The sequence below is a fragment of the Actinorugispora endophytica genome (genome assembly GCF_004363075.1).
Classification (GTDB): Bacteria; Actinomycetota; Actinomycetes; order Streptosporangiales; family Streptosporangiaceae; genus Actinorugispora; species Actinorugispora endophytica.
Map to the genome: position 1 here is coordinate 81,429 of NZ_SNYN01000019.1, position 11,717 is coordinate 93,145.

Annotated in this window: 10 protein-coding genes; 1 reads left to right on the plus strand and 9 read right to left on the minus strand. The window is 75.4% G+C overall.

Annotated elements, in window-relative coordinates; all coding sequences use genetic code 11:
• Positions 1–5: 5 nt before the first annotated feature.
• Positions 6–428, minus strand: coding sequence for a hypothetical protein (locus EV190_RS18245; protein WP_133742801.1), 423 nt, complete (start codon positions 426–428; stop codon positions 6–8).
• Positions 425–982: an RNA polymerase sigma factor gene (locus EV190_RS18250; protein ID WP_243742655.1), complete on the minus strand. Its 558-nt coding sequence runs from the start codon at positions 980–982 to the stop codon at positions 425–427. The genes EV190_RS18245 and EV190_RS18250 overlap by 4 nt, the downstream gene beginning before the upstream one ends.
• A gap of 219 nt (positions 983–1,201) precedes the next feature.
• Between EV190_RS18250 and EV190_RS18255 the strand changes: the two genes are divergently transcribed.
• Complete coding sequence (locus tag EV190_RS18255) at positions 1,202–1,696, plus strand: DUF3145 domain-containing protein (RefSeq protein WP_166655504.1); 495 nt, start codon at positions 1,202–1,204, stop codon at positions 1,694–1,696.
• Positions 1,697–1,707: 11 nt separating this feature from the next.
• Here EV190_RS18255 and EV190_RS18260 read toward each other — a convergent pair whose 3' ends face one another.
• The 7 genes from EV190_RS18260 to EV190_RS18290 form a co-directional block, all read right to left on the minus strand.
• Complete coding sequence (locus tag EV190_RS18260) at positions 1,708–2,172, minus strand: DUF1707 SHOCT-like domain-containing protein (protein WP_243742656.1); 465 nt, start codon at positions 2,170–2,172, stop codon at positions 1,708–1,710.
• An 87-nt stretch (positions 2,173–2,259) separates the two neighbouring features.
• Positions 2,260–2,718 (minus strand): DUF1707 SHOCT-like domain-containing protein, encoded by a 459-nt coding sequence (locus EV190_RS18265; RefSeq protein ID WP_133742804.1) that lies wholly within the window; start codon positions 2,716–2,718, stop codon positions 2,260–2,262.
• Between the two features lie 210 nt (positions 2,719–2,928).
• Positions 2,929–3,810: a 3'(2'),5'-bisphosphate nucleotidase CysQ family protein gene (locus EV190_RS18270; protein WP_133742805.1), complete on the minus strand. Its 882-nt coding sequence runs from the start codon at positions 3,808–3,810 to the stop codon at positions 2,929–2,931.
• Positions 3,807–4,841 (minus strand): ATP-grasp domain-containing protein, encoded by a 1,035-nt coding sequence (locus EV190_RS18275; RefSeq protein WP_133742817.1) that lies wholly within the window; start codon positions 4,839–4,841, stop codon positions 3,807–3,809. Before EV190_RS18275 ends, EV190_RS18270 begins: the two co-directional genes overlap by 4 nt.
• 328 nt (positions 4,842–5,169) lie before the next feature.
• Positions 5,170–5,802 (minus strand): HAD family hydrolase, encoded by a 633-nt coding sequence (locus EV190_RS18280; RefSeq protein WP_133742806.1) that lies wholly within the window; start codon positions 5,800–5,802, stop codon positions 5,170–5,172.
• A 137-nt stretch (positions 5,803–5,939) separates the two neighbouring features.
• Positions 5,940–6,476, minus strand: a complete 537-nt coding sequence (locus tag EV190_RS18285) for a YbhB/YbcL family Raf kinase inhibitor-like protein (RefSeq protein WP_133742807.1) — start codon at positions 6,474–6,476, stop codon at positions 5,940–5,942.
• Positions 6,477–6,516: 40 nt separating this feature from the next.
• On the minus strand, positions 6,517–11,717 hold a 5,201-nt coding region (locus tag EV190_RS18290; RefSeq protein ID WP_133742808.1), incomplete at its 5' end, for a type I polyketide synthase.

Consider the following 11,717-nt stretch of genomic DNA (forward strand, 5'->3'; position numbering starts at 1 on the left):
GAACCTCAGCGGACCGGGGTCCAGGGGGTCGCCAGGGGACGGGAGCCGGGCAGGGACGGGGAGCAGACGAGGCTGAAGGGGGTGCGGGGGAGGGAGCGCAGGACGAAGGCTCCGTCGGAGTCGCTGGTGTGGTGGAAGGCGCCCCCCGCATGGCGGAACTCCACGGCGGAGCGGGCCGGGGGGACCAGCTGGCCCGCGATGTCGCAGGTGTCGCCGTGCACGGTGACCTGAAGGTGCAGTTCCACACCCGCCGCGCCGAAGGTGAGCAGGCGCGGTCCCGGACCCGCTCTCAGGCCCGGGGGCGGGTCCGCCGCGGAGTCCGAGAGCAGGTCGGCGAGCACCGTGTCGGGGCGGCGCATCCGGTGGGCGGCGCGGGCCGCGGCCATGACGCGCTCGGGAGGGTGCTCCTCCCCGTCGGGCCCGGTCAACGGTCCTCCCTGAGGAGCAGGGCCAGCCTGCGCCGGGCCCGGCGCCGCACGCGGGAGACGTCGCTCTCGGCCACCCCCGCGAGTCGGGCGACCTCGGCCCGGGAGAGCTCCGGATGCTCCAGGGCCAGTCGCACCACCTCGCTCTGGGGCCGGTCCAGCCGGGTCAGTGCGGTCCGGACCCGGTCCGTCTGCTCGGCCACCAGATAGGCCGACTCGGGGGTACGGTCGTCGGGGCGGTCGAGGTCCCCGGGGGGAAGCGGCCGGGTCCGCCCGGAGGCACGCAGGTGGCGGCGGCACTCGTTGCGCGCCACCGTCGCGAGCCAGGCCCCGATTCGCTCGGGGTCGCGCAGCCGGTGCAGGTTCTCCGCCAGATTGCACAGCACCGTCTGGGTTATGTCCTGCGCGTCGTGGAAGGAGAGGGGATGTGAGCGCACCACACCCCACACCCGTCCCGCGTACCGGTCCAGGAGGACGTCCCACGCCTCTTCGTCTCCCTCGGCGGCGCGCCGGACGAGTTCCTTGACACAAGCGGGTCCATGGGTCTGGTCACTCACCGGCGCCCCCAGTAAAATCGCACATCCGGCAATGCCTGGAGAAACACGGTAACCGCCGAACGCGCCGGATGCGGGGCCTCCGTCAGTTTCGGTCATCGCGAGCCTGGTGCCGCTGATGTACATGGGGCACAATAAGCAGAGGAGAAGACCCAACACGGACATCTCCTCTGGGGGTACGAGAGCGTCGGGGAAGCGCACTCGTTCGTATCAGGAGGTTCGGTGTCCGCACGTGGCGTCCTGTACGTCCACTCCGCGCCTGCGGCGCTGTGCCCACACGTCGAGTGGGCGGTCGCGGGTGTTGTTGGCGTACCTGTGAAACTAGACTGGGATCCGCAACCGGCGGCCCCGGGCAACTATCGTGCCGAGCTCAACTGGCAGGGCGCGCCCGGCCTGTCCGGCGCGGTCGCCTCCGCCCTCAAGGACTGGCAGCGGCTGCGCTACGAGATCACCGAGGAGCCCACTCCCGGTTGCGACGGAGTGCGCTACAGCTACACCCCCACACTCGGGTTCTTCAGCGCCGTGACGAGCGCCTCGGGCGAGGTGCTGGTGTCCGAGGCGCGGATCCGCAACGCCATGGAGCGCGCCGCGGCGCAGGGCCTCGACCTCTCCGAGGAACTCGACAAGCTGCTGGGCCGGGCCTGGGACGAGGAGCTGGAACCGTTCCGCTACGCCGGGGACGGCGCTCCCGTGCGCTGGCTGCACGCGGCCGGATAGGCCGACGGGGTTCAGCGGTCGGAGTCGGGGCCGTCGATCCGGTTCCGGGAGCCGCCGCCGTCCCGCTTGCGGTTCCCCGACCCGGTGACGACGCCGACCACCGTGAAGATGAGCATGAACGACAGCGGCCAGGCGGGCCAGAAGGGGAGCAGTTCCCCGGACGTCACACTGGTGACCGTCCAGATGCCGATCAGGATGATCGAGATCCCCGCCAGCCCGCGCCAGGGCTCCAGCCGGTCCTGCCAGGTCCGCGTGGGGGCTCCGGCCGCGCCGACCTCGGCCAGGTCCACCGGCCCGCTCCCCGCCGAGGCCGGGGCGGGCAGGTCCGCGGTCAGGGGTTCCAGTTCGCCCAGTGTCTTGGCGTTCATCGCGGAGGACAGCCGCGCGTCGTATTCGGCCATGTCCAGACGGCCCTCGGACAGGGCCCCCGCCAGACGCTCGGCGACGGCGTCCCGGTCGGTGTCGGAGGCGCGCATTCGCTTTACCGGAAGGCGGTCTTCGTCCATGTTCGTCCCCATTTCAGCCATAAGCCAGCCTATTCCCTTCCGGGCTCCTCCGGGACCTCAGAGGCGGCCGTTCGCGTTGTCGTCCGGCCACACCGCGGCGGCCAGCAGGATCGCCGCCCAGATGCCGAGAGGGACCAGCGGCCAGAACGGCAGCAGGTCACCGCCGATGACGCTCGTGACACCCCAGATGCCGGTCATGATGATGGCGCCGCCCAGCCACCAGCGCCACTCGTCGATCCAGTCCTGCCAGGTGGACGAGGGAACGAGTTCGCGGGCCTCCGAGGGGACCAGTTCCGGGGGATCGGGTTCGGGAGGCGGGGGCTGCGGCAGGTCGGCCGTCAGCAGCACGAGGTCGCCCATGACCACGGCGCGCATCGCGAGCGTCAGCCTGCGGTCGTACTCCTCCAGGTCGAGGCGGCCCTCGGCCAGCGCGACCGCGAGGCGCTCGGCGGCGGCGTCGCGATCGGCGTCAGAGGCGCGCATCCGCTTCGGCGGGACGCGGTCTTCCTCCTCCATCCCCTCTCCCCCTTCGCACGACCGACGGGGATTCGGGTGCGTGCCCCGAAAGCCGCCCCGGTCGGGCCCGGCCGGAGGCGAACCCGCCGCGCTCGCACACGGCGGAGACCGGGGCCCTTTCGGAACGCTCCCTCGGTTCACGATACGTCGGGCGGCGGGCGGAGAACAGTCATCGGGGACGGGATCGGGCTGCGGTCGGGGAGCGGCGGGTCACGTCGCCCCATTCGCGCGCGGTCCCGTGCGGGAACGGGCCCGGGGCGTGGGGACCGGTCGGCCGGGGCGCGCGTCGGTCCTCCTCTCCGGCGCGGCCGCCGCGTACCAGGCCGCGACGGCCGCGCACGCCGCCTCGTCGGCGGCGCCCACCAGCCCGGTGTGCTCGAAAGGGCCCGTGTAGTCGAAGGGCGCGCCCGAAAGGGTGCGCACCGCCCCGCCGACCTCGGCCAGCAGCAGTCCGGGCGCGGCCACGTCCCAGTCCCGCACCGGCACGTCCTTGACGAACAGCCGGGCGCGGCCCTCGGCGATCCGGCAGAGCTTGAGCGAGATGCCGCCGCATTCGAGGTAGCCGGTGAACCCGAAGCGCTCGTACGCCCGCGCGGCGATGCCGCGCGGTTCGGGCGTGTTGTCGGTCAGCGCCCCGGTCCCCACCGGGGCCGGCGCGAGCGGCGGGAGGGCGCGCCCGTTGGCCCTGGCGCCCTCCCCGCGCGCCGCCGTGTACAGCACGTCGAACTCCGGAGCGTAGACCGCCGCCAGCACCGGCGCGCGGTCCTGGACCAGCGCGGCCTGGGTGACGTACCCGGGGAAGCCGTGGGCGTAGCTGGCGGTGCCGTCGATCGGGTCGATCAGCCAGTACCGGCCGGGCCGATCCGCGCCCAGTGGCCAGGGGTCCTCCTCGCTGAGCACGGGGATCCCCGGGGCGGCCGCGAGCAGCCGGCCGCTGAGCGCCTCGTGGGCCATCGCGTCGGCCCCGGCCTTGAACTGCGACCCCTCCCAGACCCCGCCGACCGCGGCGGGGTCCGCGCGCCACGCGCGCAGCAGCGCGCCGACCTCCAGCACCGCGCGGGCCGCGGCTCCGAGCAGGGCCGCACCGCTCACCCGGCCACCGGCACGGCGGAGCCGAGAGCGGGCAGCGCCCCGGGGCCGGGACGCATGTCGTGCGCGTCGAACTCCTTCTCGCTGGTGAACTCGTCCGTCCAGTGGCGGACCATGACCAGCCCCTCGCGCCACTCGTCGACCAGCCGGGGCCCCCGCCCCAGGGCCTGGCCCAGCAGGCCGCCGATCTCGTCCACCCCCGCAGCCGTGGTCAGCGAGGCGGTGGAGGAGAAGCGCGGGTTGATCTCGAAGACGCGGGGTGTCCCCGCCTCGTCCAGGCAGAGCTGGACGTTGAACGGGCCGTCCGCGCGGAGGGCGCTCTGCACGGCCCGACAGGTCCGCTCGACCTCCTCGTTGCGCCGGGTGACGGCGAACCTGGTGACGCCCTGCTTGAGGATCACCTCCTTGGGAACGACCGCCTGGACCTCGCCGTCCCGCCACACCACGACCGAGACGGTGAACTCGGGGCCGCGGATCCGCTCCTGGACGATCAGGTCGGACACCGGGTAGGAGGTGGTCGCGAGCAGGCGGTCCAGGGCGAGGCGCGAGAAGCAGACCGAGACGCCCCGGCTGCCCCGCCCGGAACGGGGCTTGACGATGAGGGGGAAGGCCAGGCCGTCGGCCGGTTCGGAGGCCAGGCGGGTCGACGGCACGCCGATCCCCGCGGCGGCCAACCGCCGCATCAGCACGTACTTGTCCAGACAGGTGGTGATGAAGGGAAGCCGCGGCAGCAACACCGTGATCCCCTCGCGCTCCAGCAGGCTGACGCCGGCCAGTTCCTCGTCCACGAGCGGGATGACCGCGCTCGCGCCCTCCCGGGCGCAGATGTCGCGCAGATCGGCGACGAAGGCGTCGGAGTCGCCCGGAGGGACGAGGTGGCTGCGGTCCGCCAGGTAGAGCCCCGGAGCGTTGGCCTCGATGTCGGTCGCGATCACCCGGTATCCCTGTCTTCGCAGGCGGAGGATCGTTTCGGGCGTCGAAGGCGATCCTGCGGTGGTGACGACAACGGTCGGTTGTACGGAATCCTGTCCCAATGACACCGGTCGGTCCTTCCCCTCGTGACGAAACTGTCAGCGTTGATCGTCGGGGTCCACTGACGCCGACCAGAAGCGGGGCGCGATCGCTGCGTCACCGGCATTAACCACAGGGCGGGGGATGAAACGGATATTGACCGATTCCGGGGGCCAGGCCGGCCGAACCATGCCTCCGATCGTGGCGGCGGCCCGGGTTTCGGCGTTTTCCCGCGGGGGACCCACCGGTTGCCCTAACGTGTGCGCGGCGCCTTCACCAGGCGTCCTCTGGGGCGGTGGGCGGCCGCGGCGCGGCGGGTGCCCGCCGCCCCGCGGTGTCCTCGGGGGCGCCTCAGCGGATTCCCGGGGTGCGGTCGAGGAGCTCCGCCAGCCCGGCGGCCCCCGTGTAGAGGCGGGCGGTGATCCCGAGCTTCTGGGCGGCCCGGACGTTCTCCTCCCGATCGTCGACGAAGAGGGTCTGCTCGGGGGCGGAGTCGAGCGCCTCCAGCACGTGCGTGTAGACGGCCGGGTCGGGTTTGCACATACCGATGTCGCAGCTGAAGAACAGGGCGTCGAACCCGCTCAGCACGGGGGACCGCCGCAGCGCGGCGGCGATGTCGAAGGGCGCGTTGGACAGCAGCGCGAGCCGGGCCGGCCCTCTGGACACCAGGTCGACCAGGGTGACCGTGTCGGGGTCGGGAAGCAGCCAGCCGCCGACGTCGGTGGCCCACAGCTCCTGGCGCACGGCGGGGGTCCAGTCGGCGCCGATCCGGTCGCCGATCCGGGTCCAGTACTCCAGTGCGCTCATCCCGGAGTCGTAGGCCGCGCGCTCGGCCCAGTAGGCGGCCCAGAAGTCCTCGGGCGGCGCGGCGCCCAACTCCTCCAGCCGGGCCCTGACCCGGGCGGGCTGCGGTACGGAGACGACCTCGCCGTAGTCGAGGAGCACCGTGGTGACGGGCGGGGGGGTGCTTCGGGATGGCGTCACTTCGCCCCTTCCTCTTGTGCGGACAGCCACCTTTCGAACGTATCTCATGTTCGATTGTCGTGGGTTGAACACGAGGGGAAGGATCGGCGGACGCGGGGGTCCGCCCCGGCCGGGGCGGACCCCCGCGTCCGGCTCCGTCAGGGAACCTCGTGGACCGGGGTGACGACGGCCCGGCCCAGCGCGTGGAAGGAGAGGTTGAAGCCGAGGACCGCCGGGGACACCGAGTCGTCGATGCCGAGGTCCGCCGTGTCCAGGGCGTGCACGACGAAGAAGTAGCGGTGCGGCCCGTGCCCGGCGGGCGGCGCGGCGCCGACGTACCGCTTGCTCCCGGCGTCGTTGCGGACCGTGACCGCGCCTCGCGGCAGACCGGCCCCGCCCTCGCCGCCCGCCCCGGCCGCGAGCTCGGTGACCCCGGCGGGGATGTTGAACACGCCCCAGTGCCAGTAGCCGCTGGCGGTGGGCGCGTCGGGGTCGAAGCAGGTCACCGCGAAGCTCCTGGTCCCCTCGGGAAACCCGCTCCACGCGAGGTGCGGGGAGACGTCCTCCCCGCCGGTGCCGATGATCCCGCTGGTGTTCCGCCGGGGCATCGCCCGGCCGTCGGCGATGTCCCGGCTGGTGACGTCGAAGGCGGGAACCTCGGGCAAGAAGTCATACGGGGATGGCGGTCGCGCCATGGAAACCTCCCGGTCGGGTAAGGGGTCGACGCCTGCGCTCCTACCCGGTCACGCGGGGTCGGACACGGTCGGCCCCGCCGTGGTTTCCGGCGGGGTCCACCGGGGCGGCTCCCGGTGCGTTCCGGCGCGCGGAGAGCCACCGGTGCACCGCGCCGGCGGTCGACGCGGCGTGCTCCTCCATCATGGTCAGGTGGTCGCCCGGGACCTCCAGGTCCAGGTGGGCGGGGGCCCAGTCGAACCGCCAGGCGCCGCCGCCCACCACCCGCCCCGCCCGGTCCCGGACCGGACGGTCGGGGCGGACCAGCACGGTGGGCGCGCGGACCACCCCCGGCGCCCAGTCCTCGAAGAGCGCGACGTAGCCGCCCATCGCGCTGACCCGGACACCGTTCATGAGGCCGAACTCGTGGTCGCGTTCGACCACCCCGGTCCCGATGACGGGCAGGGTGAGCCGCTCGCCCGGCATGGGGGTGTCCAGCAGCACGAGTGCGGCCGGGGGCGCGCCCAGCCCTTCCAGCCGCTCGGTCACCGCGTGCGCCACCCAGCCCCCCGAGGAGCGCCCCACCAGCACGAAGGGCTCGTCCCCGACAGCGACACGGACCGCGTCGACCTGGAACCCCACGACCGCCTCGACCGTTCCGGGCAGCGGTTCCCCCGGGGCGAACCCGGGCTGGGGCAGGACGGTGACGTCGCGCAGGCCGCGCAGCGCCGCGCCGAACCGCGCGTACTCCTGGACGCCCGAGACCATCACCAGCGACGGAAGGCACACCAGAGCGGGCCGGGCCGGTCCGCGTGCCAGCCGGACGGGGGCGGGGCGCTCGCCGAACCCCGCGGGGGAGGCGAAGGAGGCGCGCAGCCGCCCCGCCGCCTTGACCAGGGCGAAGCCGTCGTCGACCCGGCCCCTCCGGCAGGAGTCGCGAAACAGCGCGGCGATCCCGTCGAACCCGCCGTCGTCCGCGTCCGCTCCGACGGCCCCGCGCGCCGGGCCGGGGCGCGGGGTGCCCGCGCGGTTCAGTCCGGCCTCCAGCAGCCGGGCCACCGCGGCCGGCGTGGGGTGGTCGAAGACCAGCCCCGGCCCCAGCCGCAGCCCGGTGGCGGTGCCGAGCCGGTTGCGCAGCTCCACGGCGGTGAGCGAGTCCAGGCCCGCCTCCAGGAAGCGCTGCCCGGGGTCGACGGCCGCGGCCGCCGGATGGCCCAGGACCTCGGCGGTGGCGGCGCGCACCAGGTCCAGCAGGACGGCCCCCTGCTCCGACGGGGGGAGCCCGGCCAGGCGCGCGCGCAGTCCGGCACTGTCGGGGGAGCCGCCGTCCTCCCCGCTCGCGCGCACCGGTGCGACGCGGACCAGGGCGCGCAGCGGCGGGGGCACCGCGGCACTCCGCGCGACCCGCCCCGACGACGCGAGCGGCAGCGGCACCAGGTGGGGAAGACCGCTGTCCAGCGCCGCGTCCAGCAGGGCCATCCCCTGACCGGCCTCGATCGGCGCGCCCAGGCCCATGCGGCCCATGCGCACCAGATCCGCCTCGGTCAGGTGGCCGCTCATCCCGCTGCGCCGCGCCCACAACCCCCAGGACAGCGAGGTGGCGGCCAGACCGAGCGCGTGGCGCCGGTGCGCGAGGGCGTCGAGGAACGCGTTGGCGGCGGCGTAGTTGGCCTGGCCCGGGCTGCCCAGGACACCTGAGGCCGAGGAGAACAGCACGAACGCGGCCAGGTCGAGCCCGCGCGTCAACTCGTGCAGGTGCAGCGCGGCGTCGACCTTGGGCCGCATGACGCGGTCCAGCCGCTCGGGCGTCAGAGCGGACACCACACCGTCGTCAAGGACGCCCGCCGCGTGCACGACCGCGCGCAGCGGCCGGTCCGCGGGGATCGCCGAGACGAGACCGGCCAGGGCGTCCCGGTCGGCCGCGTCGCAGGCGGCGAACTCCACGTCCGCGCCCAGCGCGGTCAGCTCCGCGGCCAGCTCCGGGGCCCCGGGCGCCGCGCCGCCGCGTCGGCCGACCAGGAGCAGGCGCTCGGCGCCGCGCCGGGACACCAGGTGGCGCGCCACCAGCGCGCCGAGCGTCCCGGTGGCGCCGGTGACCAGGACGGTCCCGCCCGCGAGGGAGGTCTCCGCGCGCTCCGGCACGGGGGCGCGGACCAGGCGCGGGACGTACGGCACGCCCGCGCGGACCGCGATCTGGCCTTCGGAACCGTCCGACGCCGCGGAAAGCGCCCCCGGGGCCGGGACCGGCGCGTCCGAGTCGACCAGCGCCAACCGGTCGGGGGCCTCGGCCTGGGCGGCGCGCACCAGCCCCCACACCGGGGCGTGCGCCAGGTCGGGCACGTCCTCGCCGGGCAGCGCGGAGACCGCGCCCCGGGTCAGCACCACCAACCGGGCGGAGCGCTCGGAGGCGAGCCACTCCTGGACGACGGAGAGCACCCCGCGCGTCGCCGCGCGCACCGCCGGGCCGGTGGCGCCGTGCCCGGCCGGGCACGGCAGCAGGACCGCGTCCGGTTTGGGCGCGCCGGCCGCGACCGCGGCGTCCAGCGCGGCCACGTCGGCGTACGCGGGGACCGCGCCGCCGCCCGGAGAGGAGACGAGCCCCGGGAGCGCGTCTCCCAGAACCGCCCAGGACCGCTCGGACGGTTCGGGCGCGTCCAGCGCGGTCCACCTCGGCGTGTACAGGTCGCGCGGACCGGACGCGGTCCCGGCGAGCAGGCGCTCCCCGGTGACGGGCCGCAGGGTCAGGGACTCCACCGAGACCACGGGCGCGCCGGCCGGGTCGGTCGCGGTCAGGGACACCGCGTCCGGCCCGGTGCGCCGCACCCGCACCCGTAGCGCGGTCGCCCCGGTGGCGTGCAGGGCGGCCCCGCACCAGGCGAACGGCAGCAGCAGCCGGGCGCCGGCCCCCTCGAGCAGCGTCGCGGCGTGCAGGGCGGCGTCCAGCAGCGCCGGGTGCACCCCGTACCGGCCGGCCTCGACGTGCCGCTCGCGGGCCAGTCCGACCTCGGCGAACACGTCGTCGCCGTGCCGCCACGCCGCACGCATCCCCCGGAAGGCGGGACCGTACCCGTACCCCAGGTCCGCCAGGCGCGCGTACACCCCGTCCACCGGCACCGGGACCGCTCCGGGCGGCGGCCAGTGCCCCCCGGAGGAGGGGGCGGCCGACGGATGGGGGGTGAGCGCGCCCTCGGCGTGCGCGGTCCAGGGGTGGTCGTCCCCGCCGTCGGCGGGACGCGCGTGCACACGCAGTGCCCGGCGGCCGTGCTCGTCGGGCGCCGCCACGCTCACCTGGACCTGAGCCCCGGCCTCGCCGACCGCGAGCGGGGCGCGCAGGGTGAGTTCGGCCAGCCCGGGGCAGCCCGCCGCCGCGCCCGCGCACAGCGCCATCTCCACGAACGCCGTACCGGGCAGCAGCACCGTGTCCAGCACCGAGTGGTCGGCCAGCCAGGGGTGCCCGGCCCGCGACAGCCTGCCGGTCAGCAGCAGGGCGCCGCCGTCGGCCACGGACACCGTCGCGCCCAGCAGCGGATGGTCCGCCGCCCCGAGCCCCGCCGCGGCCACGTCCGGGCCCGGGCGGGTCGACGGGGCCCAGTAGCGCCGCCGCTGGAAGGGGTAGGTCGGCAGGTCCACCGGCCGCCCGCCGGGCGTGGCCGCGCCCGGGCCGACGCCGTGCGCGTGCGCCTCGGCGACCGAGGTCAGGAAGCGGAGCCGCTCGTCCTCGTCGCGGCGCAGCGAACCCAGCACCACGGTGTCGCCCGCCCCGGCCTCCTCAAGGGTCCGCCGCGTGCCCGCCGCCACCACCGGATGCGGGCTGACCTCGATGAAGACGGTGTGCCCGGACCCGGCCAGAGCCTGGACGGCCTCCGCGTAGCGCACCGGTTCGCGCAGGTTGCGGTACCAGTAGGCGGCGTCCAGGGCGGTGCCGTCCAGGACGGAGGCGGTCACCGTGGAGTGGAAGGGGACCTCGCCGGAGCGGGGCGTGATCGCGGCCAGTCCGGCGAGCAGCGGTTCGCGCATCGCCCGGACCTCCGGCGAGTGCGAGGCGTAGGCGGCGGAGAGGCGTCGCGCGTAGCCGCCCTCGGCCGCGCAGCGCTCCTCCAGCCGGGTCAGCGCGTCCGGGTCGCCCACCACGACGACGGACTCGGGGCCGTTCACCGCCGCCTCGTGCAGCAGACCGCCGGCCTCGCCGACCAGTTCCGCCACGCGCGCGCGGGGCAGGGCCACCGACGTCATGCCGCCCGCTCCCGAGAGGAGTTCGGCGGCCAGCGCCGAACGCCGGACGACCACGCGCGCGGCGTCGTCCAGGGACAGTGCCCCCGCCACGCACGCCGCGGCGATCTCGCCCTGGGAGTGGCCGACCACCGCGGACGGCCGCACGCCGTGCGCGCGCCACAGCGCGGCGAGCGAGACCATCACCGAGAAGAGCACCGGCTGGACGACGTGGATCTGCTCCAGTCGCGGAGCGCCCGGTCCGCCGCCCAGGACCGCGGTCGGGGAGAAGTCCAGGTAGGGGGCGAGCGCCTCCTCGCACTCGCGCATCCGGGCCGCGAAGGCGGGCTCGGAGCCGAACAGGCCCGCCGCCATTCCGCGCCACTGCGACCCCTGGCCGGGGAACACGAAGACGACCCGACGGCCGGGGACCGCCCGGCCGCGCGCCAGGGTCGGCGCTGCGCTCCCCGAGGCGAGCGCGCGCACTCCCGCCAGGAGCTCCTCCCGGTCGCGGCCGACAGCCACGCCCCGGTGCGCGAACCGGGTGCGGGTGGCGGCCAGGGAGTGGGCGACGTCGCGCGGGTCCAGCCCGGGGTCGGCCTCGACGCGGTCGAGCAGCCGCCGGGCCTGGGCGCGCAGCACCTCGTCGTCGCGGGCCGACAGCGGCCAGGCCAGCGGCCCCGGGGGCGTGGCCGGAGCCGTCGGCGCCTCCTCCTGCGGCGGCGCCTGCTCGACGACGACGTGCGCGTTGGTGCCGCTCATCCCGAACGACGACACCCCGGCGCGGCGGGGGCGTCCGGTGTCGGGCCAGGGGGCCGCCTCGGTGAGGAGTTCGACGGCCCCCGAGCCCCAGTCCGCGTGCGGGGTGGGCGCGTCGACGTGCAGTGTCCTGGGGAGCAGGCCGTGGCGCATTGCCATGACGGTCTTGATGACGCCGCCCACTCCGGCGGCGGCCACCGCGTGTCCGATGTTGGACTTGAGCGATCCCAGCCGCAGGGGGTGCTCGCGTCCCCCGCCTCCGTACACCGCGATGAGGGCGTTGGCCTCGACGGGGT